General features: G+C 73.0%; 23 protein-coding genes. 5 read left to right on the top strand and 18 right to left on the bottom strand.

Annotation, left to right across the window (positions count from 1 at the left end; all coding sequences use genetic code 11):
- Nucleotides 1-7: 7 nt before the first annotated feature.
- From ABD299_RS04915 to ABD299_RS04900, 4 genes are all read right to left on the bottom strand, one after another.
- The gene (locus tag ABD299_RS04915; protein WP_425581254.1) at nt 8-1,012 is read right to left on the bottom strand and encodes a hypothetical protein; all 1,005 of its coding nucleotides are present in this window, start codon (nt 1,010-1,012) and stop codon (nt 8-10) included.
- 129 nt (nt 1,013-1,141) lie between these two features.
- Complete coding sequence (locus ABD299_RS04910; RefSeq protein ID WP_344259144.1) at nt 1,142-2,164, bottom strand: zinc-dependent alcohol dehydrogenase; 1,023 nt, start codon at nt 2,162-2,164, stop codon at nt 1,142-1,144.
- Nucleotides 2,161-3,336: a mandelate racemase/muconate lactonizing enzyme family protein gene (locus ABD299_RS04905; protein WP_344259142.1), complete on the bottom strand. Its 1,176-nt coding sequence runs from the start codon at nt 3,334-3,336 to the stop codon at nt 2,161-2,163. Before ABD299_RS04905 ends, ABD299_RS04910 begins: the two co-directional genes overlap by 4 nt.
- A 182-nt stretch (nt 3,337-3,518) precedes the next feature.
- On the bottom strand, nt 3,519-4,424 hold the full coding sequence (locus tag ABD299_RS04900) for an SGNH/GDSL hydrolase family protein (protein ID WP_344259140.1): 906 nt from the start codon (nt 4,422-4,424) through the stop codon (nt 3,519-3,521).
- Nucleotides 4,425-4,679: 255 nt separating this feature from the next.
- On the opposite strand from ABD299_RS04900, the gene ABD299_RS04895 reads away from it, so the two are divergent.
- Nucleotides 4,680-5,174 carry a DUF3145 domain-containing protein gene (locus ABD299_RS04895; RefSeq protein WP_344259138.1) on the top strand — a complete coding sequence of 165 codons (495 nt, stop codon included), beginning with the start codon at nt 4,680-4,682 and terminating at the stop codon, nt 5,172-5,174.
- Nucleotides 5,175-5,358: 184 nt separating this feature from the next.
- Here the strand turns inward: ABD299_RS04895 and fabF are convergent, their stop codons facing one another.
- From fabF to ABD299_RS04870, 5 genes are all read right to left on the bottom strand, one after another.
- Nucleotides 5,359-6,621: a beta-ketoacyl-ACP synthase II gene (gene fabF, locus ABD299_RS04890; RefSeq protein WP_344259136.1), complete on the bottom strand. Its 1,263-nt coding sequence runs from the start codon at nt 6,619-6,621 to the stop codon at nt 5,359-5,361.
- An 86-nt stretch (nt 6,622-6,707) separates the two neighbouring features.
- Nucleotides 6,708-6,956 (bottom strand): acyl carrier protein, encoded by a 249-nt coding sequence (locus tag ABD299_RS04885; protein WP_344259134.1) that lies wholly within the window; start codon nt 6,954-6,956, stop codon nt 6,708-6,710.
- 87 nt (nt 6,957-7,043) lie between these two features.
- Nucleotides 7,044-8,048 (bottom strand): ketoacyl-ACP synthase III, encoded by a 1,005-nt coding sequence (locus ABD299_RS04880; protein WP_344259132.1) that lies wholly within the window; start codon nt 8,046-8,048, stop codon nt 7,044-7,046.
- 13 nt (nt 8,049-8,061) lie between these two features.
- The gene (locus ABD299_RS04875) at nt 8,062-9,015 is read right to left on the bottom strand and encodes an ACP S-malonyltransferase (protein ID WP_344259296.1); all 954 of its coding nucleotides are present in this window, start codon (nt 9,013-9,015) and stop codon (nt 8,062-8,064) included.
- A 100-nt stretch (nt 9,016-9,115) separates the two neighbouring features.
- The gene (locus tag ABD299_RS04870) at nt 9,116-10,315 is read right to left on the bottom strand and encodes a PucR family transcriptional regulator (RefSeq protein WP_344259130.1); all 1,200 of its coding nucleotides are present in this window, start codon (nt 10,313-10,315) and stop codon (nt 9,116-9,118) included.
- A gap of 73 nt (nt 10,316-10,388) precedes the next feature.
- Between ABD299_RS04870 and ABD299_RS04865 the strand changes: the two genes are divergently transcribed.
- Nucleotides 10,389-11,108: a pirin family protein gene (locus tag ABD299_RS04865; protein WP_344259128.1), complete on the top strand. Its 720-nt coding sequence runs from the start codon at nt 10,389-10,391 to the stop codon at nt 11,106-11,108.
- 340 nt (nt 11,109-11,448) lie between these two features.
- Here ABD299_RS04865 and ABD299_RS04860 read toward each other — a convergent pair whose 3' ends face one another.
- Nucleotides 11,449-12,273, bottom strand: coding sequence for a serine hydrolase domain-containing protein (locus ABD299_RS04860; protein ID WP_344259126.1), 825 nt, complete (start codon nt 12,271-12,273; stop codon nt 11,449-11,451).
- An 862-nt stretch (nt 12,274-13,135) separates the two neighbouring features.
- Between ABD299_RS04860 and ABD299_RS04855 the strand changes: the two genes are divergently transcribed.
- The 3 genes from ABD299_RS04855 (at nt 13,136) to ABD299_RS04845 (ending at nt 15,549) form a co-directional block, all read left to right on the top strand.
- Nucleotides 13,136-14,614: a hypothetical protein gene (locus tag ABD299_RS04855; RefSeq protein ID WP_344259124.1), complete on the top strand. Its 1,479-nt coding sequence runs from the start codon at nt 13,136-13,138 to the stop codon at nt 14,612-14,614.
- A 384-nt stretch (nt 14,615-14,998) separates the two neighbouring features.
- Nucleotides 14,999-15,238, top strand: a complete 240-nt coding sequence (locus ABD299_RS04850) for a DUF7848 domain-containing protein (RefSeq protein ID WP_344259122.1) — start codon at nt 14,999-15,001, stop codon at nt 15,236-15,238.
- A gap of 41 nt (nt 15,239-15,279) precedes the next feature.
- Nucleotides 15,280-15,549, top strand: coding sequence for a hypothetical protein (locus ABD299_RS04845; RefSeq protein ID WP_344259120.1), 270 nt, complete (start codon nt 15,280-15,282; stop codon nt 15,547-15,549).
- Nucleotides 15,550-15,621: 72 nt separating this feature from the next.
- Here the strand turns inward: ABD299_RS04845 and ABD299_RS04840 are convergent, their stop codons facing one another.
- The 8 genes from ABD299_RS04840 to aceE form a co-directional block, all read right to left on the bottom strand.
- Entirely contained in the window at nt 15,622-16,860 is a 1,239-nt protein-coding gene (locus ABD299_RS04840) for an acyltransferase family protein (RefSeq protein WP_344259118.1), read from the bottom strand.
- A complete protein-coding gene (locus ABD299_RS04835) occupies nt 16,850-17,935 on the bottom strand; it encodes an alpha/beta hydrolase (protein ID WP_344259116.1) in 1,086 nt (361 codons plus the stop codon). The genes ABD299_RS04840 and ABD299_RS04835 overlap by 11 nt, the downstream gene beginning before the upstream one ends.
- A 157-nt stretch (nt 17,936-18,092) precedes the next feature.
- Nucleotides 18,093-18,770, bottom strand: a complete 678-nt coding sequence (locus tag ABD299_RS04830; RefSeq protein WP_344259115.1) for a response regulator — start codon at nt 18,768-18,770, stop codon at nt 18,093-18,095.
- A complete protein-coding gene (locus ABD299_RS04825; protein ID WP_344259113.1) occupies nt 18,767-20,161 on the bottom strand; it encodes a sensor histidine kinase in 1,395 nt (464 codons plus the stop codon). Before ABD299_RS04825 ends, ABD299_RS04830 begins: the two co-directional genes overlap by 4 nt.
- An 88-nt stretch (nt 20,162-20,249) precedes the next feature.
- Nucleotides 20,250-21,122, bottom strand: coding sequence for a DUF4429 domain-containing protein (locus tag ABD299_RS04820; RefSeq protein ID WP_344259111.1), 873 nt, complete (start codon nt 21,120-21,122; stop codon nt 20,250-20,252).
- A gap of 115 nt (nt 21,123-21,237) precedes the next feature.
- Nucleotides 21,238-22,371 carry an alpha/beta hydrolase gene (locus tag ABD299_RS04815; RefSeq protein ID WP_344259109.1) on the bottom strand — a complete coding sequence of 378 codons (1,134 nt, stop codon included), beginning with the start codon at nt 22,369-22,371 and terminating at the stop codon, nt 21,238-21,240.
- Between the two features lie 196 nt (nt 22,372-22,567).
- Entirely contained in the window at nt 22,568-23,395 is an 828-nt protein-coding gene (locus ABD299_RS04810) for a potassium channel family protein (RefSeq protein ID WP_344259107.1), read from the bottom strand.
- Nucleotides 23,396-23,529: 134 nt separating this feature from the next.
- Complete coding sequence (gene aceE / locus ABD299_RS04805; protein WP_344259105.1) at nt 23,530-26,262, bottom strand: pyruvate dehydrogenase (acetyl-transferring), homodimeric type; 2,733 nt, start codon at nt 26,260-26,262, stop codon at nt 23,530-23,532.
- Nucleotides 26,263-26,267 lie beyond the last annotated feature (5 nt).

Below are 26,267 nucleotides of genomic sequence, written 5' to 3'. Positions count from 1 at the left end.
CGGGCTGTCAGTGGGTGCCGGGGGAGGGGGCGTCGGGGGTGTCCTCGGGGACGGGGAAGCGGTGCAGGGGGCCGGGCAGCCGGGAGCCGGGCGGGGACATGCCGGTGTCCGCGCCGAGGCGGGCCAGCAGATCCAGGGCGAGCCGGCCGCGGCGGACGCGTTCGCGGGCGCTGCCGAGGGCGGCCTCGCGCAGGTGGGCGCCGTAGGGGTAGAGGCCGGGGGCCTTGCTGAGGCCGAACTTGAGGTAGAGGGGCGCGGCGCGGCGGATGAGTTCGGCCGCCTCGTACATGCGCACGTAGCCGCCGAGGTCGTCGGGTGCCTCCAGGTAGAGGTCCAGCGGTACCCGGCTGGTGCGGCGGATCTCGGTGAGGTGCTGGAGCGTCAGGTCGGAGGGCACGTTGACGGAGTCGGCGCCGAGGCGTTCGTGGACGCAGACGGCCGCCGGGTTGACCGGGCCGATCAGCGCGGACACCTTGAAGGTGGTGTCGGCGGGCAGGGTGCCGTGGGCGCGCAGCCGGTGCAGCAGCCACAGCACGCCCTCGTCGGCGACGAGCAGGCAGCGCACGCCGAGCGAGGTGGCGCGCACGGCGTCCTCGACGCAGCCGGCCACCGCGTCGTGACCGCGGGCGCGCGGCCCGCCGCCGCCGGAGGGGGTGCGGGTGCCGGCGCCGGTGTCCCAGGTGCCGCGCGGGCCGGTGAACAGGCACAGTTCGACGCCGGCCTCGTCGCAGGCGGCGGCCATCTCGGTGATCTCGGAGTCGGTGAGCATCCACACGCCGCTGCCCTGGCTGACGCGGTGGACGGGGACGTCGAGCCCCGCGGCCTCCTTCAGGACGGTGTGCAGTGCCTCGGGGCCCTCGACGGACGGGATCTCGGTGCGCCACCGGCCACCGTCGGGGAAGGTGTGCGGGGAGGTGTGGGCGGGGTCGTCCGCCGGGGCCGCACAGCCGAGCGCGGCCAGTGCGGGCTCGCCCGGTCGGCGGGGTGCGGCGGCGGAGGCGGAATCGGACACGATGCTCCAGGGCTCGGTGGGTCGCGGCGGAACGGAACCGTCCGGTATGCCGAACGCCGTTCGGTTGCAAGGGTGTGAGGGGACTGTGAGGGGACGTGGACGCGGGGCGGCGGGCGGCCCGGGCGCGGGTCAGGGTTCGAGCAGCACTTTGCCCACGTCCGGATCGCCGCTGCCCACCAGCTCGATGGCTTCCCCGAAGGACGTCAGCGGAATCCGGTGGGTGACGAGCGGGGCGGGCCTCAGCAGGCCGGTGGCGAAGGCCCGCACGGCGTATGCCCAGGCGGCGGGCGGTGCGCCGAAGACGCTGGTGACGGTGAGCTGGCTGACGGACAGGTGCACGGGGTCGATGCCGCGGGCGCCGGGGGCGGGCATCCCGGTGAGCACCACCCGGCCGCCGCGGCGCGCCAGCAGGCAGGCGTCGTGGGCGCTGTCCGGTGCGCCGGCGGTCTCCACCACCAGGTCGAAACGGCCGCGCAGCCCGGTGGCGGCGGCCGGGTCGCAGGCGCGGGACGCGCCCATGGCGCGGGCCTGCCGCAGCGGGCGTTCGCGGGGGTCGACGGCCACCAGCTCGGCGGGGGAGTGGGCGGCCAGCAGTTGCACGGCGAGCAGGCCGAGGGTTCCGGCGCCCACCACGGCTACCCGCTCCCCGGCGAGCGGTGCGGCGGCCAGGACGGCGGCGGCGGTGACGGCCGCCGGTTCCAGCAGGGCGGCGGCGGTCAGGTCGGCGTCGTCGGGCAGGAGGTGCAGCAGGTGGGCGGGCAGCAGCAGGTGGTCGGCGAAGGCCCCGGGCCGGGTGAAGCCGGTCTCCTCGTAGCCCGCGGTGCACAGGCTCGTCTGTCCGGCGCGGCAGCGGTCGCAGCAGCGGCAGGCACGGAACCCCTCGCCGGTGCAGCGGCGGCCGGTCAGTGCCGGATCGACGCCCGGACCGGTGGCCTCCACCGTTCCGGACCATTCGTGGCCGGGCACGACGGGGTAGCGGACGTAGCCCTCGGCGCGGGTGCCGGCGAACACCTCCCGGTCGCTGGCGCACAGCCCGGCGGCGTGCACGGCGATCCGCACCTCGCCGGGGCCGGGCTCGGCGGGGGCGGACTCGGTCAGCCGGAAGACGCCCGGTCTCTCCACCAGGACACAGCGGCTGCGGGGCGCGGTCATGGGCGGGTCCCCCGGGCCGTGCCGTCGCGCTTGTGCCAGTCCTCGGCCCACAGGTCGAAGTGGGCCTGCTGCTGCGGGAACTCCGCCGCGGCCTCGGCGTCGAACTCGACGCCCAGGCCCGGCGCGTCGGAGAGGGTGAAGTATCCGTCGGTGACCTCCGGGGCGCCGCGCACCACCTTCTTGATCTCGGCGTCGGCGAAGTCGTTGAAGTGCTCCAGGATCATGAAGTTGGGGGTGCAGGCGGCCAGCTGGAGGCTGGCGGCGGTGAGCACCGAGCCGCCGACGTTGTGCGGGGCGAGGAGCACGTAGTGGGTCTCGGCGGTCGCGGCGAGCTTGCGCGTCTCGCCGATGCCGCCCAGGTGGCCGAGGTCGGGCTGGATGATGTCGGCGGCCTGCGACTCGAAGAGCTCGCGGAACTCGATGCGGTCGTGGATGCGCTCGCCGGTGGCGATCGGCAGTGTGGTGCGGGCGGCGACCTTGGCCAGGGCCTTGAGGTTCTCCGGCGGCACCGGCTCCTCCAGCCAGGCGGGCCGGTAGGGCTCCAGTTCGCGGGCCAGCCGGATCGCGGTGGCGGGGGAGAACCGGCCGTGCATCTCCACCAGCAGGTCGCGCTCCGGGCCGATGGCGTCGCGCACCGCCTCCACCAGGGCGAGCGAGCGGACGGTCTCGTCGTGGTCCAGTTCGAAGCTGCCGGTGCCGAACGGGTCGAGCTTGAGGGCCCGGTAGCCGCGCTCGACCACTCGCCGGGCCGCCGCGTGGAACGCCTCGGGGGTGCGCTCGACGGTGTACCAGCCGTTGGCGTAGGCCTTGACGCGGTTGTCGGAGACGTCGCTGAGGCCGCCGAGCAGCTGCCAGACCGGGACGCCCAGTGCCTTGCCCTTGATGTCCCAGCAGGCGGTCTCCACGCAGGCGATGCCGGACATGACGATCTCGCCGGCCCGGCCGTAGTCGCCGTATTTCATGCGGCGCACCAGGTCCTCCACGGCGAACGGGTCGGACCCGGCGATGTGGTTCGCCTCCGCCTCGCGGAGATACCCCAGCAGGGCGTCGGTGCGGCCCAGCATGCGGGTCTCCCCGACACCCGTCAGTCCTTCGTCGGTGTGCACCAGGACGTAGGTGAGGTTGCGCCAGGGGGTTCCCACGACGTGGGTGCTGATTCCGGTGATGCGCACGGGGGCCGCCTCCGTTGTTCGATATTTCGTCACCCGTTCGACATGCTGAGCAGAACGTAGTGACGGAGAACGAGGCATGTCAATGGCCGTGCACGGACGGGGCGCGCGAGGCGTGCCGGTGGGGCTGGCGGTGCGCGGTCCGCGCCGGGGCGGGCCGCGCACCGGGCCGTCACGGCCTCACGTCACGGTGTGGCGGTGATGCGCTCGTGGGCGAGTTCGGCCAGTACGGCCTGGCCCTGCCGGCTGGGGTGGAACCAGTCCCAGTCGCTCAGCTCGTCGGCGGTGAAGGGGTAGTCGAAGACGGCGCCCTCGTCGTAGCGGCACAGGTCGTCCGTGGCGCACACCTCCGCCAGGACCGCGTTGAACTCCTCCACGCGCTCGCGCACCGCGAGCCGCCGCTCGGTCGCCTCCTCGCTGTCCCCCAGCGGGTCGCTGAGCATCGACGGGCAGATCCCGAACCGCCATGCCTGCTGGGCCTGCGGCTCGTCACGGACCTCCGACCACAGCCGCAGCAGGTCGGGGACGCTGGCCACGTAGACCTGCGCCTCGGGCGCCTCCTCGCGGATGATCCGCAGCGACTCGGTGAAGTCCTTGCGGAACTCCGGGACGTCCGTCATCGTCTCCAGGTCCCGGGTGCAGGCGTCGTTGGCGCCGATCAGCACGGTCACCAGCTCGGGGTCCCACGCCGCGGCGCGCCGGGCCTGCTCGGGCAGATCGGCCATCACCGCCCCGGACTCCGCCTCGTTCCACACCCGCCCGGCCGTCTGCCGCTCCCCGCCCGTCCCGCCGGCCTCGCCGGTGCCGGCGGTGGCGGAGGCCGGCAGCAGCATCTGGGCCAGGCTCGGCACGTCCTCGTCGGAGCCGGTCGCCCAGGACACCTCGGGGCAGTCGGCGAGGAAGGAACACGCGTCGAAGGCCCGGGTGATGGAGTCGCCGATCGCGGCGATCGACTCCGGTCTGGTGTTCCACTCCGGCGCCGCGCTGGAAGGTTGTTCGGAGGAGTCTGCCGGGTCCCTGTCCCCGGTACACGCGCTCAGGCCGAGCAGGGCGGCACACAGCAGTGCGATCGTGCGACGGGTGACCGGCATTCAGGTCCTTTGCTGTTGAGTGGTGCGGACGGACGGGGGCTGACCACGCCCGGCGCGCGGTAGTTTTGACTCCGGCACCGGACGGCGTCGACGGAAAGGCCGCCCCATCAAGCGTAAAAGACGATCTCACGTCACACGCTGTCCATTTTGCCAAGAAAAGGCCCCAATAGTGTTTACTGTTCGTAGCGGCAGGGGTACGGGGCGGAATTCCCGGTGGCTGCGCCGGGCGCTGGTAGGAAGGCTGGAGGTCCGTCGATGACGACACGTGGTGTCCTGTACATCCACTCCGCGCCGCGGGCGCTGTGTCCGCACATCGAGTGGGCCGTGGCGAGTGTCCTGGGCAGCCGGGTCAGCCTGGATTGGATCAAACAGCCGGCGTCCCCCGGCACCTGGCGCGCGGAGCTGTCCTGGCAGGGCCAGGCGGGCACGGCATCCAAGCTCGCCTCCTCGCTGCGGGGCTGGCGGCTGCTGCGCTTCGAGGTGACCTCGGAGCCCTGCCCCACCGCCGAGGGCGAGCGCTACAGCTGCACTCCCGATCTGGGCATCTACCACGCCGTCACCGGCATGCACGGGGACATCATGATCCCCGAGGACCGGCTGCGGGCCGCCGCCGCCCGCGCGGCGCGCGGGGAGAGCGACCTCCACGCCGAGATCACCAAGCTGCTCGGCAAGCCCTGGGACGACGAGCTCGAACCTTTCCGGTACGCCGGAGAGGGCGCTCCGGTCCGCTGGCTGCACCAGGTCGTCTGACCTCCCAGGACTGTCTGCCCGCGCGCACACCCCCGCGCGCCGTGCGCCGCGCCCGGCTTCCGTGCTCCCTCCGATGCCCCTAGGAGCGCGCCCCCGGCGCACACACAACGGCGCCCGCCCCGAAGCCGGGGAGGGCGCCGTTGAAGGTTGCCGCACGCGCGAGCCGGGCCGGGCCGGCCGCCGCTCAGACCGTGCGGAAGGCCAGCACCACGTTGTGACCGCCGAAGCCGAACGAGTTGTTGATCGCCGCGATCGTGCCCTGCGGCAGATCCCTCGCCTCGCCCCGGACCACGTCCGCGTCCACCTCCGGGTCCAGCTCGTCCACGTTGAGCGTGGGCGGAGCCTTGCGGTGGTGCAGCGCCAGAACGGTGGCCACGGTCTCCACGCCGCCCGCGCCGCCGAGGAGGTGACCGGTCATCGACTTCGTGCCGGAGACCGCCACATGGTCCAGGTCGTCGCCCAGCACCCGGCGCAGCGCCTTGATCTCCGCCACATCTCCCTGCGGCGTCGAGGTGGCGTGCGCGTTGACGTGGGTGAGTTCCAGCGGCTTCAGGTCGGTGGAGTCCAGCAGGTTCCGCAGAGCCGCCGCCACACCCCGGCCGGACGGCTCCGGCTGCGCGATGTGGTGGCTGTCCGCGGACAGCCCCTGGCCCAGCAGTTCGCAGTAGACGCGGGCGCCGCGCCGAGCGGCGTGCTCGGCGGACTCCAGCACCACCACGCCCGCGCCCTCGCCCAGCACGAAGCCGTCCCGGCCCACGTCATAGGGGCGCGAGGCGCGCTCGGGCTCGTCGTTGTTCTTCGACATCGCCATCATGTTGGCGAACGCCGCGATCGGCAGCGGGTGGATGGCCGCCTCGGTACCGCCGGCCACCACCACGTCCGCCCGGCCGCTGCGGATCATCTCCGCGGCGTAGCCGACGGCCTCCGCGCCCGAGGCGCAGGCGCTGACCGGGGTGTGCACGCCCGCCTGGGCGCCCACCTCCAGGCCGACGTTGGCCGCCGGGCCGTTGGGCATCAGCATCGGGACGGTGTGCGGTGACACCCGGCGGGGGCCACGCTCGCGCAGCACGTCGTACTGGTCGAGCAGAGTGGTCACGCCGCCGATGCCGGAGGCGATGACCGCGCCGAGCCGCACGGGGTCCACCGGCCCGTCCTCACCGGCCGGTGCCTCGTAGCCGGCGTCCGCCCACGCCTCCCGCGCGGCGATCAGGGCGAACTGGGCCGACCGGTCCAGCTTGCGGACCTGCGGGCGCGGCAGGACCTCGGAAGGCTCCACCGCCACCGAGGCGGCGATCCGCACCGGCAGACCGGCCGCCCACTCCTGCTCCAGGGGCCGGACGCCGGAGCGGCCGGCCAGCATGGCGTCCCAGGTCGTCGCGCTGTCGCCACCCAGCGGTGTGGTGGCGCCGATACCGGTGACGACCACCGTTCGATTGGTCGCGTTCACGGAAATTCTTACTCCGCCAGTCGAGGGTCGAGGGTCTGGGCCACCCCGCGGGGCGGCGACATGCGCGTACTGCGGGGCGCCGGGGCTCAGCCCTGGTGGCTGGCGATGTAGTTCACGGCATCGCCGACGGTCTTGAGACCCTTGACGTCGTCGTCCGGGATCTTCACGCCGAAGCGCTCCTCGGCGGCCACGACCACCTCGACCATGGACAGCGAGTCCACGTCCAGGTCGTCGGTGAACGACTTCTCCTCGGTGACCTCGTCGTTCGGGATACCGGCGATCTCGTTCACGATGTCGGCGAGACCCTCGATGATCTCTTCCTTGGTGGCAGCCATGTGCGGCGCTCCTTCAGTGTGCTGCGCGGTGGATACCGCTCGGGTGGTATGCGCCGGGCAGGGGTCCCGGTCGCACGATATGTGCCTTCAGGGGAGGGTAACGACCGTCGCCGCGTACACCAGACCCGCCCCGAAGCCGATGACGAGAGCGGTGTCGCCGCTCTTGGCCTGGCCGGTTGCCAGCATCCGCTCCATGGCCAGGGGAATGGAGGCCGCCGAGGTGTTGCCCGTCGTCTCCACGTCGCGGGCCACCGCGACATGCCCGGGGAGCTTCAGTGCCTTCACCATCGAGTCGATGATCCGCAGATTCGCCTGGTGCGGGATGAAGACGTCCAGGTCGGAGGCGGTGATCCCGGCCGCGTCCAGCGCCTGCTGGGCGACCTTCGCCATCTCGTACACCGCCCACCGGAAGACGGTCTGGCCCTCCTGACGGATCGCCGGGAAACGCTCGACCGTGCCCTCACGGTACAGGTCCCACGGCACCGTCTGGGTGATGGTGTCGGCCTTGTCACCCTCCGAGCCCCACACCGTGGGGCCCATCGCGGGGACGTCGGAGGGGCCGACCACGACGGCGCCCGCGCCGTCGCCGAAGAGGAACGCCGTGGAGCGGTCCTCGAGGTCCGTCAGGTCGGACAGCCGCTCGACGCCGACCACGACCACATACTCGGCGCTGCCCTCCACCACCATGCCCTTGGCGAGCGTCAGGCCGTAGCCGAAGCCGGCGCAGGCGGCGGAGATGTCGAACGCGGCCGGCTTGCCCGCGCCCAGCCGGTGCGCGATCTCGGTCGCGATCGAGGGAGTCTGCTTGAAGTGCGAGACGGTGGAGATGATCACCGCGCCCACCTGCCCGGCATCGATGCCCGCGCCCGCCAGGGCCTTGCCGGCGGCCTCCAGCGACATCTCGGCGACCGTCTCCTGCTCGTTCGCCCAGTGCCGGGTGCGGATGCCGGAACGCGAACGGATCCACTCGTCCGAGGAGTCGATGTGCTTGAGGATCTCCTCGTTCGGCACCACCCGGGTGGGACGGTAGCCGCCCACACCGAGGATCCGCGCGTACGGGGCGCCCTTGCCGGCCTTCAGGGTGACGCTCATGCTCTCGTGGCTCCTATTCCGCCGCGGCGGCACCGGCCGCGTGCTCGGTGATCAGCTCACGGGCCGCGGTCAGCTGGTCCGGTGACTTCACGGCCAGGGTGGCAACCCCCGGCATCCCCCGCCTGGCCAGCCCGGTGAGCGTGCCACCGGGACACAGCTCCACCATGGCGGTGGCCCCCAGCTCCCCGAAGGTCTCCATGCACATGTCCCACCGCACCGGGTTCGACACCTGCGCCACCAGGCGGCGCACGATCTCCTGCCCGTCGCCGACGACCCCGCCGTCCGCGTTGGAGACGAACCGGATCTTCGGAGCGGAGACGGAGACCTCCGCGGCGGCGGCCTCCATCGCGGCCACCGCGGGAGCCATGTGCCGGGTGTGGAAGGCGCCGGCCACCTTCAGCGGCATGACCCGGGCCTTCTCCGGCCGCTCCGCGGCCAGCGCCGCCAGCTGCTCGGTGGTGCCGGCGGCGACGATCTGGCCGGCGCCGTTGATGTTGGCGGCCGTCAGGCCCAGCCGCTCCAGATGGCCGGTGACGGCCTCCGGGTCGCCGCCGAGCACGGCCGACATGCCGGTCTCGGTGACCGAGGCGGCCTCGGCCATCGCCAGCCCGCGCCTGCGGACCAGCACCATGGCCTCCTCAGGGGACAGCACGCCCGCCACAGCGGCGGCGGCCAGCTCGCCCACGCTGTGGCCGGCCGTGACACCCACCGCCTCGTGCGGCGCGGGCATCCCCTCGGCGCCGAACAGGGCCTCGGCCGAGAGCAGGGCACCGGCGACCAGCAGCGGCTGGGCGACCGCGGTGTCACGGATCTCCTCGGCGTCAGCCTTGGTGCCGTAGTGGACAAGGTCGAGGTCCGTGGCCTCGGACCAGGCGCGCAGCCGGTCGGCGGCGCCGGGCAGGTCGAGCCACGGAGTCAGGAAGCCGGGGGACTGAGCACCCTGGCCGGGAGCGACGAGTACGAGCACTCTCACACTCTCTCTTGACGGCGGGGTCTGCCGCCGGTGGGGACCGGGACGAAGAACGGGGAAGGGATTTGTCAGCCTTCCACAAAAGAGCCCCGCGGCGTCAAGACCGCTGGCCTCCGTCGGCGAGGCGTCCCAGCATGAGGGCGATCCGCAGCGTGAACGCGGAACGTACCTCCGACGGGGACCAGCCGGTGACATCCGTCACACGTCGGAGCCGGTAGCGGACGGTGTTGGGATGCACGAACAGCATCCGAGCGGCTCCCTCCAGGCTGCTTGCCTGCTCCAGATAAACACTCAGAGTCTCCAGCAGCGCCGAGCCCGCCTCCTGGAGCGGTCTGTAGATCTCCTCCACCAGGAGCCTGCGGGCGGTGGGGTCCCCGGCCATCGCCCGCTCGGGCAGCAGGTCGTCCGCCAGCACCGGACGGGGGGCGTCCGGCCAGGCCGCGCACGCCCGCACCCCCGCCGCGGCGGCCTGCGCGGAACGGGTCGCCGCCAGCAGGTCGCCGACCACCGGCCCGGCCACCACCGGGCCCGGCGCGAACGGGCCGATCAGCGACTTCGCCGCGCGCAACGGATCGTCGCTGCCGCCGGCGATCACCACCAGGCGCTTGCCGAGCACGCCGGTGAGGACCTGGAGCCGGGCGTAGCGGGCCGCCCTCCGGATCGCTTCCACGGTCAGTTCGCTGTCCCCGTCCGGGGCGTGGCCCAGCACGACCATGACGTGCTCCGGGGCGCTCCAGCCCAGCGCGGCGGCCCGGGAGACGTCCCCCTCGTCCGCCTCCCCGGAGACCACCGCGTTGACCACCAGGGACTCCAGCCGAGCGTCCCAGGCGCCGCGCGCCTCGGCCGCCTGCGCGTACACCTGGGCGGTGGCGAAGGCGATCTCCCGGGCGTAGATCAGCAGGGCCTTGCGCAGCGCCTCCTCCCCGCCGGGAGCGGCCACCTCCTCGATGGCGGACTCCACGACCTCGATGGTGGTGCGCACCATCTCCACCGTCTGCCGCAGGGTGATGGCGCGGGTCAGCTCCCGCGGGGCGGTGCCGAAGACATCGGTGCTGATCGCCTGCGGGGTCTCGGGGTGACGGAACCACTCGGTGAACGCCGCGATGCCGGCCTGGGCGACCAGGCCGATCCACGACCTGTTCTCCGGCGGCATGGCGCGGTACCAGGACAGCTGCTCGTCCATCCGCGCGATGGCGGCTGCGGCCAGCTTCCCGGAGAGCTGCTCCAGCCGCCGGACCGTGGCGGCGTGCGCGGGGTCCGCGGCGGGCGGGGAAAGATTCTCATCGGCATCGGACACGTGACCAGACTGCCTCATGCCCGGGCCGGGGATGCCCCGTGGGGTAATGAGGCCACTTGGCTACCGTGGGGGGATGCTTCAGGTGCAGCGCGCGGAACAGCGCTACCGGGGAGGAGACCCGGCCGCGGGGATCGACACCCGCCACGCTTTCTCCTTCGCCGGGTTCTACGACCCGGACAACATCCGGCTCGGCCCGCTGGTGGCGTGCAACGAGGAACGCCTGGAGCCCGGTTCGGGCTTCGGTGAGCACCCGCACCGGGACCTGGAGATCGTCACCTGGGTGGTGGAGGGCGAACTGATCCACGAGGACTCCGCCGGCCGCCGGGAGATACTGCGTGCCGGCGATGTCCAGCGGCTGACCGCCGGCTCGGGGGTCCGGCACGCCGAGCGCAACGCCTCGGAGCGCGAGCCGCTGCGTTTCGTGCAGATGTGGCTGGAACCGGCCCGGCACGGGGGCGCACCGGAGTACGAGGTGGTGCGCGGAATCAGCGATGCCACTCCCTACGCGCTACCACGCACCCCGGCGGTGCTGCACGTGCGACGGCTGACCGCGGGGCAGCGGGCCGGGCTTCCGCGGGCCGACTGGTGCTACACGCACGTGGTGCGGGGGACGGTGCGGCTCTCGGTGGAGCAGTCCGGAGCGGGTTCCTCCGCCGAGTTGCTGACGCCCGGGGGCGCGGCCCGGATCACGGCCCCGGCCGGGAGGGCGCCGACGGGGGCGGCCGATGTCCTGGCCACCGCCGTGGACGGTCCGGCCGAACTGCTGGTGTGGGAGATGCACACGCGGCCGTAGGCGCTTTGCTGCCACTCGCGCTGGGGGTCGCGCGCCCCTGGTTGGGGCTTCGGCGGCGGCCGGAGCCTCCCCTCGCATACATGTCGCCGGCTGCGGTCCTCCCGGCCCCACGTCCGGCACGCTTGACGCTGCGTAACCCCATTGATACGTTTCACCACCGGTGCGTTGGGAGCGCTTCCACCCTCGTGGCGGCCGACCCCGCCGGGTCGGCCGCCTCTTCTCCGCTCCGGCCCCGTGCCTGCCCGCGGCGAGGGAGCGGAGGGGGCGGCCCCTCCTGGGGAAGGCGTCCGGCAGGCCATGTCGCCGGGACCAGTACGTTTCCGGGCCGGTGTCAGGAACCTCAGGCCGAGGTGGTGCGCAGGTCGGCCAGAACCGCGTCGGTGAAGGTGGGCCAGGTCTTCGCGGCCCACTCGCCGAACGCCCGGTCGGTCAGCGCCACACAGGCCGCGCCGGCCTCCGGGTCCACCCACAGGAACGTCCCGGACTGCCCGAAGTGGCCGAAGGTGCGCGGTGAGGAGGTCTCGCCGGTCCAGTGTGGGGACTTGCGGCCTCGGATCTCGAACCCCAGGCCCCAGTCGTTCGGCTTCTGGTGCCCGAAGCCGGGCAGCACGCCGTTCACCCCGGGAAAGGCCACCGTGGCCGCCGCGTCCAGCGTCTGGCGGGCCAGCAGCCGGGGGGCCTGCAGCTCGGCGGCGAACCGCAGCAGGTCGTCCACGGTGGACACCGAGTCCTTGGCCGGCGATCCGGTCAGCTCGGTGTCCGCCATGCCCAGCGGTTCGAAGACGGCCTGGCGCACATACTCGGCGAACGGGATGCCGCTGGCCTTGGCGATGTGGTCGCCCAGCACCTCGAATCCGGCGTTGGAGTACAGCCGCCGGGTGCCCGGTGCGGCCATCGTCCGGTGCTCGTCGAAGGCGAGCCCCGAGGTGTGCGCCAGCAGGTGCCGGACGGTCGAGCCCTCCGGGCCCGCCGGCTCGTCCAGCTCGACGGCGCCCTCCTCCACCGCGACCAGCGCGCCGTACGCCGCCAGCGGCTTGGTGACCGAGGCGAGCGGGAACCGCTGCCCGGTCGGTCCGTGGCGCCCGGCCACCGTGCCGTCCGCAAGTACCACCCCTGCCGCCGCGGTCGGGACCGGCCAGTTCTCGATCATCCTGAGGCTGTCCATGCTCCCGAGCGTAGCCTGGCCGGAAAACACCTCCCGGCCGGGCTTGCCCGGAGCCCACACCAACTTACCGGCGTGCTGGGCATGACGCCGACAGAGCAGGAGCAGGCCGGGCGGCCCTCCGCCCGGAGCGAGTGCGCCCCTCCGGACAGCCCGCCTCCCCGTCCCGACGGCCAGGACAGGTACACCACCAGTGAAGTGACCGCCCACACCGGACTGAGCGCGCACCGTCGGTAGTGCTCGCGTGGCGGCACAACACGTGTGGCGCACGTGTCAAGGGCTCGGGTGATGTCGGCGGCCGGCTACGTGGCGAACCGGCCCAGGGCCTGGCGTCCAACACCGCCATGGAGCAGCCACGAGAGCCGCACATGCTGTCGGCGCACACCGTGGATCGGGCGAGGTCCGGCGCGTGATGCGCCGCTCACGGCCACGGGCTCGCAGACGGCTGGGTGACCCTCGGGGCGGGGCGCGGACCCGCCAGCCGGTCAGCGCTGCGGCAGCTCCAGCTCCAGGCGGCCCGGTGGGTGGGGGGGATGCCAGGGTCGGAGTCCTGATAGGGCGGGTGCACACAAAAAAGAGAAGGGGCAGTGGCCGCTTGCGCGACGAGTGCCCCTTCAAGTCTCTCGCTTACTCTAACATGCCCTGGCCTGCCCGTTGACCTGTGGCTTCGTTCCGTGAGGGCTCGGCTACAGTTCCGGGATGTCATCCGTCTCAACTCCGGACGCATACGCACACCATGCCCTCGCTCGCATGGTCGACTACTTCACGGAAGAGGGTATGCCTTGGCCGCGGCGGCTGTGGGACATCGGTTCGGTCCTTGCGCTGGAGGAGTTGTGGGAGGCCGGGGCACTGGCAGGCCCACAATGTGCTGTCGGCCTCGGCCTGCGACTGGCAGCGGCATGAACTGCGTGCTCTCATCGGCCCCGACCGTGGACTGGGGGAGAGTGAGCTGCGCAGAGAGATCACCGAGCTGCTTGGGCAGCCGCTCCCGGATCCCAGCCCTGAGCGACGCAGACTCAAAGAGATCATCGATCATGTGCGCCCCGGCTACCTGGGGCGTTGGGTGGCGACGGTCAAGGGGCCGGAGCAGCGACGCGCCAAACCGGAGCGGTTCTCGCGCTCAGTTGCCGCCCATCTGCTGGATCTCGGATACAGCGCCAGCTACCTGCGGAGCTGGGCGAGCACTCTCATCCGGCGTGCGGCGGGCACGGTTGAGGTGGCCGAATGCGCTGCAGAACTGGCGCGGACTCCGGCGCGGCAGTACGACGTCCTGGTCGCGCTGGAGAAAGTGCCACGTCGCCAGCTTGCCGAGCAACAGGAGCACTGGCTTTCCAAAGGCAAGGTTGTGGCTTGGTTGAAGGAACACGGGCATGACACCGCCGGATTTCGCACCGGCGGTGGCTTCGTCTACCAGCTCAAGGCGCTCGATCCTTACGGCGCTGCCGAACAGGCCAGGCGGCTCCTGGACCGTATGGTGGCGCGGTCGCAGTTCCTGCGTGCCAGCCGCGGAGGCGTCGTCCCACTCCCGCATATCTGGGTGGCCGGCCATCCGCGCCCAGTGCCTCTCGAACCGCCTGCGCGCAGCGCGGACGTACTGACGCTCGGCCACGAAGGCCACCTGTACAAGGTTGCTGGCTCCCGCAGCAGAATTGATGACGCTCTTGAACTCGCCGCAGCAATCAACCGGGGCCCTCTCACGCCAGCGGTCGCCGGCGGCTGGGCCGCCGTGGAGTCCCTTCTCATCCACCCCGATGACCCGAAGGGCGACGGCGAGCGATCCGGGAAGGCAGTGGCCGCCGACCGGATAGCCGCCATCATCACCTGTTCTTGGCCACGCGCCGAACTCACAGCCCTGGCCCACCGGCACCAGCCATGCGAGCCGGATGAGCTTTTCCGTTCTATCGCCGCCTGCAGCACCAACCAGCAGCGTGCCCGCCACGTGGCCGATGCACTGCAGGCTCACGGAGCGGAATGCCTGGAGCTCACCAAGTCCACTCGGTACAGCGACCAAACCGCAGCACAACGGATGACCGCCTTGACCCGCGACCCTCGAAGGCAGCTGAGGGACGTCAACAAGGCCTGCCGCATCGTCATGCGACGGCTCTACCGGACTCGCAACATCGTCCTTCACGGCGGGGCGACTCAAGGTGTGGCACTGGACGCCTCGTTGCGTATCGCAGCACCGCTGATCGGTGCCGGCCTCGATCGCATCGTTCATGCCTACTACACCGAGGAGCTGCAGCCCCTTGATCTCGCTGCCCGTGCAGAAGTCGCGCTGCAGCTCGTCAACGGCGAGACCGGCCTGACCATCGTTGACCTCCTGGAGCCCAACACCGTTCGGTGACGTCGCACCTGGCCGCCGAGCTGACCGTCACCGCAGAACGCTCTTCCGGTGCCGTGGGACCTCATGCCCAGCCCCGCTGGTAGAGGTGGGGGAGTCGGCCAGTCGCCGCTCGGAGCCGGCAACTCCCACCCCCGGACCCCGAGGCTCCGCCCGCGGCGAGGAGCACACCGCGCAGCGTCACCGGTACCAGGTACGCGAGCACGCACTGGACCGCCGAGGACTGCGAGTAACGGCCTTCGCGCCGGTCGACTGGGCCTTGTTCCGCCGATCCCGATGGCGGAACAAGGCCCAGTGGCATGTCCGGTGGAGCCCGCGGCGGGCGGCGGAGGATTGGGGCACCCCGCTGAGCGGGCAGGACTCGGTGCGGAAGGCGGGAGGTCAGGGATGAGAGAAACGGTCCACCGGCCGGTGCGCTGGGTGAGCGAGCCGGACCGGTCACCGGACGCCGTGGCGATGACGCACCGGATGCGGTGCGACGCGTGCGGAGCGGTCTCGCCGCGGTCGGTCGACTTCGGCCGGGCCCAGGACTGGCAGTTGCGTCACGCGGGCCGCCACCCCTCCCACCTGACGTACACCGAGACACTGACCCGGCCGTGGCGGGCCAGGCCGCAGGACAACCGCTGAACGGCGGCGCGTCCCGCGGCCGCAGGACCAAGGGGGAGCTCATGAGAGGTGCGATGCAGCGGACCATTTCCGTCATCGGGAAGTACGTGCAGGTCGACGACCTGGTCGCGGTCGGTGGCAACGAGAGCCGGGTGGTGGCCTTACGGGAGCTCCCCGGCCTGCGCAAGCGGCTGGTGTTCGACGACGGCAGCGTGCTCGTCATCCGGGAGCGGACCACGCTGGAGGTGACCCGCGGTTTCTCGCTGCTCGCCAGGGTCCGGCGCTGGCGCCGGGCGGGCGGCCCCGGGACGGTGGTGGGGGCGCACGGCTGACCGCGCGGCCCGTGCTTATCCCGCCCCGGCGGACGGCCGGGGCGGGAGGCCGGGCCGGGGCGGTGCCCGGCCTCAGAGCACGGCGAACGCGTAGACGGCGAAGGACGCCGCCAGCGCCCCCGCCAGGGCGCGCAGAGGACGTGACGCGCCGGTCCAGGGAGCCTCGAAGCGACGGGTGACGCTGCCGAGGGCCAGGAGTACCACCGCGAAGAGGGGAAGCCAGGAGATCCGGGCGGCCAGCCAGGCGGCCGAGTCGGGTGCCGTGGTCAGTCCGGCCACCGGGCCGAAGAGGGTGCTGGGCACGGCGGTGGCGAGCATCGCCGTCTGGTGCCAGCACAGGATGGTCATCGCCGCCAGGTTGATCACCACCACCGGGGCCCACAGCGCCGGGCGGGCCAGCACCCGGCCCAGCCGCTTCCGCAGCAGGATCGCCGCGCCCGACTGAGCCGCGGCCAGGGCGAGCACCAGCAGCGACGGCGGGTGGGAGTTCGTCCGGTCGGCGCCGGGGACCCCGACCATGGAGGCCGGGTAGTCGAAGAACAGCAGCAGCACCGCGAACAGTGCCGCGCCGCCGGCCAGCAGCAGCCGGGCCGCCGGGCGGCCGAGCCGGCCGGCCGCCCAGGCGGTGCCCAGCTGGTAGGCGAAGAGCCAGCCCGGCAGCAGGTTCAGCAGCGCGAGCCAGGACGGCACGGCCTGGGCGTACGGGCCGTAGCGCAGGAAGTCGACCACCGCCACCGACAGCAGCAGCGGCAGGGCCGACCAGGCCCCGAGCCGGCCGGCCGCCCGCAGGCAGAGCGGGGTGAGCGCGGTGACGGCCGCGTAGACGCCGACGAACCACAGCGGCTGGACGACCAGCACCACCGCGGTGCGCAGCGTCGCGTCCGGGGCCCCGGCGAGGGACAGCAGCGGCAGGAGCACGGCCCACACGGCGGTGACGCCCACCACCGGGCGGCCGAGCCGGGCCAGCCGCGCGCGCAGCCAGTGCGCGGCGCTCTCCCCGCGCCCCGCGGCGCGCCGCCAGGACAGCGCGGAGGAGTAGCCGCCGACCAGGAAGAAGATGCCCAGCAGCTGGAACAGCCAGCTTGCCGGGGCCAGATACTCCAGAGCGGCCAGCGGGCTGGCGTTGTGCAGGGCGGGGAGCGCGGACCCGGAGCCGGCCGCCTCGCCGCCGGTGGCCCCGAGGGTGAAGCCGCCGACCAGCCAGTGGCCCGCCGGTACGGACAGCAGGGCCAGGGCGCGCAGCCCGTCGACGGCCCGGTCGCGGCCGGCCGGGGTGCGGGCCTCGACGGCGCGTATCAGTTCAGTGAGCATCGGCGCACTCCTGGCCGTGCGGGGCGCAGACGACGGCGCCGTGGTCGTTCAGTGCGATGGCCGCGACGTTGCGCAGCGAGTCGGTGCCGGTGTCGAGATAGCCCGAGTGGCCCTCGGCGTCGTCGGCGCTGATCAGCCGGGCGCCGAAGCCGGCCGATGCCGGGTCGGTGCCGTGGCCGAGCCCCAGCAGCCGGACGTTCGGCACGTGGGCGATCCAGTCCGAGGGGCCGCGGGCCGCCCAGACCCGGGCGGGGGTGCGAAGGCCCGCGGTGTCCCGGGCCCCGGTGCCGGGGCTGCCCAGGAGGACGAGGTCGCCGGCGTCCGCCGGGGCCAGGCCGGGGGCTGCCGTGCCGCAGACCACCGAGCCGTAGCTGTGGCACACCAGCGTGGGCGGAGCGCTCCCGGTGGTGACGGCCAGCCCGGTCAGCAGCCGGACCAGGCGGGGTGCCCCGGCGGCGGCCAGCCGGTCGGTGGCCACGTCGGGGCCGTAGCCGTCGGGGGTGGTGTAGCCGACCCAGGAGATGACGGCGGCCGGTGCTCCCCCGGGGTCCCGCGTCATTTCCCGGTGCAGGCGCCGGGCCATGCCGGCCGGGCCGCCGTGGCGGGCGAGGTCGTTGTCCATGCCCGGCACGACGACGGCGGTGTGCCGGGCGGCGGACAGGTCCCCGAACACCTCGGCCAGGGTGCCCCGGCCGCGCGGGTCGAAGGCCAGCAGCTGCCGGCCGGGGGTGGGCGGCGTGCCGGTGTGCCGGGTGTAGGACTCGGCGTTGGCCGCGTACCGCAGGGCGATCGGCGCGCCGTCCAGGTTGCCGACGGTCAGCGGGTGCCGCTCGGTCAGCTCCTGCCGCTGCCGCGGGCTCAGGGCGGCGAAGAACGCGGCGACCTCGTCGGGCGTGGCGTCGGCGGGGTCCGGAGGGACGGTCCCGGTGGAGGTGTCGGCGAGCCAGGCGGCGGCCCCGGGCGGCGGGCCGGTGACGACGGTGGTCCGGGTGCCGTCCGCCCAGCCGCCGGTGCCGGCGACGGCCGCCAGGCTGAGCAGAACGGTGGTCAGGACGCGCGGGACGCGGCGCGGCATGGTGTCTCCCCTCCTGTGGCCGCCGTTTCGGCCGGGCGGCCAGGTGGGAGGAGAGTGCGGGCACGGCTCGGCGCTCCGCGTCACCCCGGGGAGCCAACCGTGGGGTGGTACCGGGGTAGGGGGTGGGTGACGCGGGCGGCCCCCGCCGGCGCGGGGGTCAGTCCTGGCCGGGGGAGACCACGCCGGCCTCGTAGGCCAGGATCACCGCCTGTGCGCGGTCGCGCAGGCCCAGCTTGGCGAAGATGCGGCTGACGTGCGTCTTGACCGTCTGTTCGGCCAGGACGAGGGCGCCGGCGATCTCCGCGTTGGACTGGCCGCGGGCGATCAGCTCCAGGACCTCGGACTCCCGGGCGGTGAGGCCGTTGAGCCGCAGTGCCGGGTCCCGGCGCGGCGCGGGGCGGCGCGCGAAGTCGGCGATGAGCCGGCGGGTGACGGACGGGGCGAGCAGCGCCTGCCCGTCGGCGACCACCCGCACCGCGGAGATCAGGTCGGCCGGCGGGGCGTCCTTGAGCAGGAAGCCGCTGGCACCCGCCCGCAGCGCCTCGTAGACGTAGTCGTCCACGTCGAAGGTGGTCAGCATGAGCACCTTCGGGCGGTGGGTGACGCCGGGCGGGGGATCCTCCAGGAGCCGGCGGGCGGCCTCCAGGCCGTCCATGACGGGCATCCGGACGTCCATCAGGACCACGTCGGGGCGGGTGCGGCGGGCCAGGGCCACGCCGTCTTCTCCGTTGCCGGCCTCTCCCGCGACATCGATGTCGCTCTGGGCGCCGAGCAGGGCGGCGAACCCCGCCCGGACCATGGTCTGGTCATCGACGACGATCACGCGGATGGTCATGTGGCGGCCGGGTCCTTTCCGGACGGGGCGGGGTCGAGGGGGAGAGTGGCGGCGACCTTGAAGCCGCCGCCGGGAACCGGCCCGGTCTCCAGCGTTCCGCCGGCCAGCCGTGCCCGCTCCCGCATGCCGACCAGACCGTGGCCGGTGCCGGAGGTCTCCAGGGGGGCTCCGGGCCCTTCCGGCCGGTCGTTGAGCACTTCCAGGCGCAGAAGGCCGTTCTCGCCGGTGACGGAGATCCGGGCGGTGCTTCCGGGCGCGTGGCGCACCACGTTGGCCAGTGCCTCCTGCACGATGCGGTAGGCGTGCAGGCCGATGGCCTGCGGGAGCCGGGACGGCTGCCCGGTGCGGGTGAGCCGCACCTCGATCCCGGCCCGGACGGCGGACTCGACCAGGGTGTCCAGGTCCTCCAGGCCGGGCTGCGGGGCACGCTCGCCACCGCTCTCCTCGCTGCGCAGCACTCCCAGCAGCCGGCGCATCTCGGACAGCGACTGCCGGGCGGTTCCGGCGATGGCGGAGAACTCCCGGTGGGCCTCCTCTGGGAGGCCGTTGATCCGGTAGGGGGCGCTGTCGGCCTGGACGGTGATCACGGACATGTGGTGGGCGACGACGTCGTGCAGTTCGCGGGCGATCCGGGCGCGTTCCTCCAGCACGGTGCGCCGGGCGCGTTCGGCCTCGCTGATGGTCTCCTGCTCGGCCAGGCGCCGCTGCGCCTCGGAGCGCTCCTGGATCGAGCCGCCCAGGAAGAGCACCGCGGCGCTGACGGACACCATCACCAGGGTGGGGGCGAGGTCCGTGCCGGGAGCCGGCACGGCCAGGGCCAGGCCGGCCAGTGCGGTGGCGACCCAGACGGCGATCAGCACGGAGCGGCGTTCGCGCAGCGAGAGGGCCAGGCACAGCAGCAGGTACCCGACGATGGTCATGGGCGGCCACGGCCAGGGCAGGCCCGCCTCGGTGACGCCGGGCGTGCCCAGCAGGAGCAGGGCCGTCAGGACGCCGGCGGGGAACACGATCCGCCACACCCGCAGGGGGTGGGCGGCGGCGAACAGCAGGGGCGCGGTCTGGGCGGTCCCGAGCAGCGCGGCGAAGGTCCCCGGCAGCCGGTACTCGGTGGCCAGGAACACGATGGTGACCGGCAGCAGAGTGGCGGTGGCCGCCAGTGCCAGGACGTGCGGCAGCAGACGCGCCCACAGCGGACGCGGTCCGGAGGGCCTGGCCGGCGGGGCGGGCGCCGAGGCCAGGGGGCCGGTCAGCCGGCCCACCGCCCTCAGCAGGGCACGGGCGGCGCGCCCGGCCCGGGAGGCGGAAGCCGGTGCCGGGGACGCGGCGGGGCCGTGCGGTGGGGCGGGCGGTGCGGACGGCCGCGGTGGCGGGGGCGTGCTGGGCGGGGTCATGGGTGACGGGAGACCTGGAGGGCACACGGCGGCCGGAGCCGTCCGGACGGGCGGGGGGACGGTAACCGGCGCGCGCCGGGTCGGGGGCTCACAGCAGGGCGAGGAGTTCGGACTTCTTGGAGGTGAACTCCTCGTCGGTGAGGAGCCCGGCGGTGTGCAGTTCACCCAGGTGGCGGATACGGGCGGCGATGTCCGCCGGGTCGAAGCGTTCGCCGCAGCCGTCCCCGGGCACGGCGGGGCCGGCGGCATGCACCGCCTCGAGAACAGCGGCGGCCAGCGGCAGCGACTCGTGCACCATGCCGTAGCCGCGCCCGAACACGACGGAGGCCGGGTCCTCGCCGGGGTCGTCGACCGGGGAGGGCTCGGGCAGGCCGTCGGGGCCGCGGCGGCGAAGCCGCAGGTGGCCCTCGCCGTTCTCCGGTGAGCGCCACTCGATCTCGGCGAGTTCGCCGGCCGTGAAGGACTGGTCGCCTGCTTTCCACTTCGTGGACGGGGCGCCCGTCCACGACCAGCGGAAGGAGACCGTCTCGCCGTCGAAGGAGACCTTGCCGTCGTAGGCCTTGAACTGCAGCGGTGCCTGCGGGGCGGTGACCAGATGGCGCTCGGCCGGGTGGTCCGCCTGCGGGCCGAGCAGGGTCTGGAGCTCGGTGGCGTAGTAGTCCGCCTGGCTCGCGCGCTCGTCGGGCAGCACGAGCCGGTAGGGGTCGGTGGCCTCGCGCAGCTGGCCGCAGGCGGCGTCCAGCAGCGGGTCGGCCCCCGGCCGTGGAACGGCACGCAGCGCCATCGTGCCGCGTCTGGTTCCCGGACCCAGCTGTACGGAGCTCAGCGCCTCGTAGGGGATCCGGCGCTCACCCAGCACGTGGAAGAGCTTCGGCGTGCGTATTCCCCGTTCGAAGCGGATGAGCACGGAGTCGGTGTCGAACTCCCAGGAGGAGTGCATTCCGGCCAGTACATCACCCATACGGGTCATCGTATGCGCCTCGGGCCGTCCGTACAGTCAAGCCGCGTGGGGCGTGCGCGTTCCGGCGGCCGGGGCGCGCTCCCTGCGGGGCGGGGCCGGGAGGCCGCCCGGCGCCTCACACCCGCGCGCCGGCGGTGCACCGGATCGCGCCGATGGCACCGGTGCCGATCTGCGCGAAGCTGGTCAGGCTGCTGGCGCCGGGCTCGAAGTATCCGGCGTGCCCGCGGCTGGTGCCCGCACTGAGCCTGCGCGCGCCGAACTCGGGGGTGACCGGGTCGGTACCGTGGCCGATGGGGCCGAGCGCCAGGTGCGGCACGCCCGAGATCCAGTCGTCCCGGGCCCGCACCGCCCAGACCCGTGCTGAGGTGCCCAGCCGGTCGGCGCTGGACGCCCGCATGCCCGGACTGCCCGCCACCGCGATGTCGGTGACGTGGTCCGGCAGCTCGGCGGCCGCCAGACCGCACACCACCGATCCGTAGGAGTGGCAGAAGAGCGCCACCGGGACCTCGCCGGGCAGCGCGTGCACCGTGCCGGCGAGCCGCCGGGCGCCCTCGGCGGCGAGTTCACCGGTGGCCGCGGACATGCCCAGGCCCTGGGGCGCGGTGTAATCGGCCCAGGCGATCACGGCGGTCCGCAGTCCCGGATCGGCCTTGCGCTGCGTCCGGTACAGGGCCTGGGCCATGCCGACCGGGGCCCGGTACTTCAGCCGGGTCCGTTCGAAGGTGAGCAGCTCGGTGTCCACACCCGGCACCACCACGGAGATCCGCTCGGCGTGGTCGAGGTCGCCGAAGACCTCAGCGGCCCGGCCGCGTCCGGTGGGGTCGAAGGCCAGGATCTGCCGGCCGCTGCGCAGCAGCGAGGTGAACCGGTTCATCCGGCGGCCCGCCTCGTACTGGCCTGCGGGGGTGAGACGCTCGTCGGTCATCCGTTCGCGCTCCGCCTCCCGGGCCTCGGCCAGCGCCAGCCGGTTCGCCCGGTACCGCAGGGTGACGGGAGCGCCGGCGAGGTTGCCGACCACCAGGGGGTACCGCTCGGCCAGCCGTTGCTGCTGGGGGCGGCTGAGCCCGGAGAAGAACCGGGCGACCTCCCGGGGCGGGGAGGAGGGGCCGGGCAGCGGCTGCCCCGCGACAGCGCCGCGCTGCCAGTCCCGCAGCTCGGCCGCGTACACGCCGGGCTCGGGAACGTCGCCGCGGCCCACCCACCCGGAGGTCGCCAGCACGGCGATGACCACTGCCAGCGGGAGCAGCACGCGCCGGGCAGTGGCGGGACATACAGGCGAACGGAGCCTTCGGGTGGTGAACACTACTGACGCATGATAAGAGCACTTCGCCGCAAATCTGGTGATGAGACATCGGACGCGTGACGCGAATCTCATCACGTTCCGTGAGCACCCTGTGGGTCGGATGCTCGCGCGGGCGGGCGGATGCCCGCGCGGCGTGCTCGGTTCAGCCGGACGTGGACGGCTTCGCGCCGGGCGCAGGGGCGGGCGCATCCGCCTGGTCGCCGGTGCCGGACAGCCGTTGCACCTCGGCGCGCAGCAGCCGCACCTCGGCCGTCAGTTCGACCAGGGCGGCCCGCTGCAGTTCGGCGTCGGCCTCCTCCCGTTCGAAGCGCGCGATGAACCAGGCGGCGATGTTGGCCGTCACCACACCCAGCAGAGCGATGCCCGACAGCATCAGGGCGACGGCCAGCACCCGGCCCAGCCCCGTGGTCGGCGCGGTGTCGCCGTAACCGACGGTGGTCATGGTGGTGAACGCCCACCACACGGCGTCGCCCAGGTTGTGGATACCGGAATCCGGGGCGCTCCGCTCCACCTCCAGGACGGCCAGTGAGCCGAACATCAGCAGGCCGGCGCAGCTTCCGGCCACATAGACCGTCACCCTGACCTGGGAAGCGAGCCGGGCCCGGTGGCCGGCCAGCAGCAGCGCGGAGACCAGCCGCAGCAGCCGCAGCGGCTGCAGCAGCGGCAGCACCACCGCCGCCAGCGCGAAGGGGTGACCGCGGATGAACGCCCAGCGGCGCTCCGCCAGATACAGCCGGATGCCGTAGTCCAGGGCGAAGGCCGCCCACACCCCCCACTCCACCGCCTGGCAGGTGTTCCGCACCACCGGGCCCGCCTCCGGCAGCACGATCGGCACGGCGTACGCCACTCCGAAGAGCAGGGCGAGTGCCAGCAGCGGCCCCTGGCTGCGCCGCTCCCACCGTTCGCTTGCGTTGCGCGGGGGTGCCCAGGCGGGCGGGGGAGCGGGGGCGGGTATGGCGTCGCGGCTCATGCGGGCATCGTAGGTACCCAGGCCGGGCCGCGGTCCCGGCGGGGGTGGGCGGCGGCGCACGCGACGGCGCCCCGGAAGGGAACCCTTCCGGGGCGCCGCGGGTCCCGGGCGGCGGCACCGCCCGGGACCGGTGATCAGGCGTCGCCGCCCTCGGGGCCGGGGTCGGCGGCCGTCACGTCGAGCAGCTGGTAGCGGTCGATGGCCTGCTTCAGCACCGACCGGTCGACCTTCTGCTGCTTGGCGAGCTCGGTGAGTACACCGAGGACGATCGACTCGGCGTCGATGTGGAAGAACCGGCGGGCGGCGCCGCGGGTGTCGGCGAAGCCGAAGCCGTCCGCGCCCAGCGACTGGTAGGGCGCGGGCACCCAGCGCGCGATCTGGTCCGGGACCGAACGCATCCAGTCGGAGACGGCCAGGACCGGGCCCTCGCCCTCCTGGAGCTTGCGCGTCACGTAGGGGACGCGCTGCTCCTCCTCCGGGTGGAGCAGGTTGTGCTCCTCGGCGGCGACGGCCTCCCGGCGCAGCTCGTTCCAGGAGGTCGCGGACCACACGTCCGCCCGTACGTCCCACTCCTCGGCCAGGATCTCCTGGGCCCGCAGGGCCCAGGGCACGGCCACACCGGAGGCGAGGATGCGCGCCGGGATCGAGCCCCGCCCGCCCTCCCGGAAGCGGTGCAGACCCTTGAGGATGCCCTCGACGTCGGCGTTCTCCGGCTCGGCCGGATGCTTGACCGGCTCGTTGTAGACGGTGAGGTAGTAGAAGACGTCCTCGGCGTTCTCGCCGTACATCCGGCGCAGGCCGTCACGCACGATGTGCGCGATCTCGAAGCCGAAGGCCGGGTCGTAGGCGACGCACGCCGGGTTGGTGGAGGCCAGCAGCTGGGAGTGGCCGTCGGCGTGCTGCAGGCCCTCGCCGGTCAGCGTGGTGCGGCCGGCGGTCGCGCCCAGTACGAAGCCGCGCGCGAGCTGGTCGCCCATCTGCCAGAACTGGTCGCCGGTGCGCTGGAAGCCGAACATCGAGTAGAAGACGTAGACGGGGATCAGCGGCTCGCCGTGGGTGGCGTAGGCGGATCCGGCGGCGATCAGCGACGCGGTGCAGCCGGCCTCGGTGATGCCGTCGTGCAGCAGCTGCCCGGTCGGCGACTCCTTGTAGGACAGCAGCAGTTCGCGGTCCACCGACTCGTACGTCTGGCCCAGCGGGTTGTAGATCTTCGAGGACGGGAAGAAGGAGTCCATCCCGAAGGTCCGGTACTCGTCCGGGGCGATCGGCACGAAGCGCCTGCCGATCTCCTTGTCCCGCATCAGGTCCTTCAGCAGCCGGACGAACGCCATGGTGGTGGCGATCTCCTGGTTGCCCGAACCCTTGCGGACCGCGGCGTAGGTCTTCTCGCCGGGCAGCGTGAGCGGCTTGGAGCGGTCCACCCGCGTCGGCACGTAGCCGCCCAGCTCGCGCCGGCGGTCGTGCATGTACTGGATCTCCTCGGAGTCCGGGCCCGGGTGGTAGTAGGGCGGCGCGCCCGACTCCAGCTCCTTGTCCGGGATCGGCAGGTGCAGCCGGTCGCGGAACATCTTCAGGTCGTCGACCGTCAGCTTCTTCATCTGGTGGGTCGCGTTGCGGCCCTCGAAGTTGGGGCCGAGCGTCCAGCCCTTGACGGTCTGCGCCAGGATCACGGTGGGCTGGCCCTTGTGTTCCTTGGCCGCCTTGTACGCCGCGTAGACCTTGCGGTGGTCGTGGCCGCCGCGGCCCAGATGCAGGATCTGGTCGTCGGTCATGTCCTCGACCATCTTGCGCAGCCGCTGGTCACTGCCGAAGAAGTGCTCGCGGATGTACGCCCCGGTCTCGGTGGCGTAGGTCTGGAACTGGCCGTCCGGGGTGGTGTTGAGCTTGTTGACCAGCAGGCCGTCCCGGTCCTGGGCCAGCAGCGGGTCCCAGGAGCGGTCCCACACCAGCTTGATCACGTTCCAGCCGGCGCCGCGGAAGGCGGACTCCAGCTCCTGGATGATCTTGCCGTTGCCGCGCACCGGGCCGTCGAGCCGCTGGAGGTTGCAGTTGACCACGAAGGTCAGGTTGTCCAGACCCTCCCGGGCCGCGATGGACAGCTGGCCCAGCGACTCGGGCTCGTCCATCTCGCCGTCGCCCAGGAACGCCCAGACGTGGGAGCGGGAGGTGTCGGCGATGCCGCGCGCCTCCAGGTAGCGGTTCATCCGCGCCTGGTAGATCGCGCCGATCGGGCCCAGGCCCATCGACACGGTGGGGAACTCCCAGAAGTCCGGCATCAGCCGCGGGTGCGGGTAGCTGGGCAGCCCGTAGGGCGCCTTGGACTTCTCCTGCCGGAAGCCGTCCAGGTGGGCCTCGGTCAGCCGGTCCAGCAGGAACGCGCGGGCGTAGACGCCCGGTGAGGCGTGCCCCTGGAAGAAGATCTGGTCGCCGCCGTCGCCCTGGTCCTTGCCCCGGAAGAAGTGGTTGAAGCCCACGTCGTACAGGGAGGCCGAGGAGGCGAACGTCGCGATGTGCCCGCCGACCCCGATGCCGGGGCGCTGCGCGCGGGAAACCATGACGGCCGCGTTCCACCGGGTGGCGTTGAGGATCTTGCGTTCGATCTCCTCATTGCCGGGGAAGAACGGCTCGTCCTTGGTGGCGATGGTGTTGACGTAGTCGCTGCTGCGCATCTCGGGGACCGCGACGCGCTTCTCGCGGGCGCGCTCGATCAGCCGGAGCATGAGGTAGCGAGCTCGTTCCCGCCCCCGCTCGTCGACGGCCGCGTCGAGCGAGTCGAGCCATTCCCGGGTCTCCTCGGGATCGAAATCCGGGACCTGGCTGGGAAGGCCGCCAATGATGATCGGGTTGCGATCGGATCCGGAAGCCACGCTGT

Origin of the sequence: Streptomyces sodiiphilus, from assembly GCF_039529215.1 — a bacterium.
GTDB lineage: Bacteria > Actinomycetota > Actinomycetes > Streptomycetales > Streptomycetaceae > Streptomyces > Streptomyces sodiiphilus.
The sequence above is the reverse complement of the archived record's forward strand: the minus strand, read 5'-3'. Positions and strand labels throughout refer to the sequence as shown.

Bases quoted from the DNA above. Each gene is read 5' to 3' on its own strand.
- ABD299_RS04810 (WP_344259107.1), bottom strand. From the start codon at position 23,395: ATGAGCCGCGACGCCATACCCGCCCCCGCTCCCCCGCCCGCCTGGGCA.
- ABD299_RS04895 (WP_344259138.1), top strand. From the start codon at position 4,680: ATGACGACACGTGGTGTCCTGTACATCCACTCCGCGCCGCGGGCGCTG.
- ABD299_RS04820 (WP_344259111.1), bottom strand. From the start codon at position 21,122: ATGGGTGATGTACTGGCCGGAATGCACTCCTCCTGGGAGTTCGACACC.
- ABD299_RS04850 (WP_344259122.1), top strand. From the start codon at position 14,999: ATGAGAGAAACGGTCCACCGGCCGGTGCGCTGGGTGAGCGAGCCGGAC.
- ABD299_RS04840 (WP_344259118.1), bottom strand. From the start codon at position 16,860: ATGCTCACTGAACTGATACGCGCCGTCGAGGCCCGCACCCCGGCCGGC.
- ABD299_RS04860 (WP_344259126.1), bottom strand. From the start codon at position 12,273: ATGGACAGCCTCAGGATGATCGAGAACTGGCCGGTCCCGACCGCGGCG.
- ABD299_RS04845 (WP_344259120.1), top strand. From the start codon at position 15,280: ATGAGAGGTGCGATGCAGCGGACCATTTCCGTCATCGGGAAGTACGTG.
- ABD299_RS04830 (WP_344259115.1), bottom strand. From the start codon at position 18,770: ATGACCATCCGCGTGATCGTCGTCGATGACCAGACCATGGTCCGGGCG.
- ABD299_RS04825 (WP_344259113.1), bottom strand. From the start codon at position 20,161: ATGACCCCGCCCAGCACGCCCCCGCCACCGCGGCCGTCCGCACCGCCC.
- ABD299_RS04900 (WP_344259140.1), bottom strand. From the start codon at position 4,424: ATGCCGGTCACCCGTCGCACGATCGCACTGCTGTGTGCCGCCCTGCTC.
- ABD299_RS04865 (WP_344259128.1), top strand. From the start codon at position 10,389: ATGCTTCAGGTGCAGCGCGCGGAACAGCGCTACCGGGGAGGAGACCCG.
- ABD299_RS04880 (WP_344259132.1), bottom strand. From the start codon at position 8,048: ATGAGCGTCACCCTGAAGGCCGGCAAGGGCGCCCCGTACGCGCGGATC.
- ABD299_RS04910 (WP_344259144.1), bottom strand. From the start codon at position 2,164: ATGACCGCGCCCCGCAGCCGCTGTGTCCTGGTGGAGAGACCGGGCGTC.
- ABD299_RS04885 (WP_344259134.1), bottom strand. From the start codon at position 6,956: ATGGCTGCCACCAAGGAAGAGATCATCGAGGGTCTCGCCGACATCGTG.
- ABD299_RS04835 (WP_344259116.1), bottom strand. From the start codon at position 17,935: ATGCCGCGCCGCGTCCCGCGCGTCCTGACCACCGTTCTGCTCAGCCTG.